This window comes from Streptomyces sp. MBT65 (genome assembly GCF_016612545.1).
Classification (GTDB): domain Bacteria; phylum Actinomycetota; class Actinomycetes; order Streptomycetales; family Streptomycetaceae; genus Streptomyces.
In genome coordinates, this window is sequence record NZ_JAENRY010000709.1 from 1 (window position 1) to 705 (window position 705).

The following is a 705-nucleotide window of genomic DNA, read 5'->3' on the forward strand; positions in this document are numbered from 1 at the left end:
GGGGTGGGGAATGGGGTGGCGATACCTGGCCCGGCGTCTGAGGCAGTTTCCGGGGCGGTGATGTCCGGGGTGGTGTCCGGGACGACACCCGATCCGGTGCCCGAGGCGGTCGTACCCGGCGCGGTACCTGGGACGGTGGTGTCCGAAGCGGTGTCCGGAACGACGCCCGATCCAGTGCCCAGGGTGGTGGTGCCCGGGATCGGCAGCGGGGCGGCGCCGGGCGGCGCGGCGGCGGCCGCCCGGGACCTGCGCTCGGCGACCAGCCCCCAGTGACGTGCCTCGGCGGGGTCGCAGGCCAACTCGCGCAGGCCCGCGACCCAGTCGGCCACACCGTCGCCCGCGCACTGCGCCCGTGCCTCGGTACGGACAACGGCCGGGGAAAGGACCGAGGCCGAACCCGGCACCGTATCCGAGGGGAAGACCTCAGGGCCGAGGACCGGGGCCCGACCGGGTACCGGGGCCGGATCTGCCGCCGAGGCCGAGGAGGGATCCGTGGCCGAGCCGGGAGATACGGCCGGGCCGGGCGCCGTGGCCGAGGAAGGGGCCGCGGCCGGGCTGGCGGTCGTGGCCGGACCCAGGGCCGCCGCCGGACCCCGGAGCGCCGCCGGGCCCAGGGCCCCGGTCAGGTCGGTGAGGAGGATTTGCCAGGAGGTGGGGTCCGCGGTGAGTTCGTGGGTGAGGAGGGTGAGGCGGTCGGTGCGGGGG

At 76.9% G+C, this 705-nt stretch carries 1 pseudogene; it reads right to left on the minus strand.

Going from position 1 to position 705, the window contains the following annotated elements:
- A pseudogene (locus JHN63_RS51725) lies at positions 1–705 on the minus strand (hypothetical protein); the annotation flags it as partial.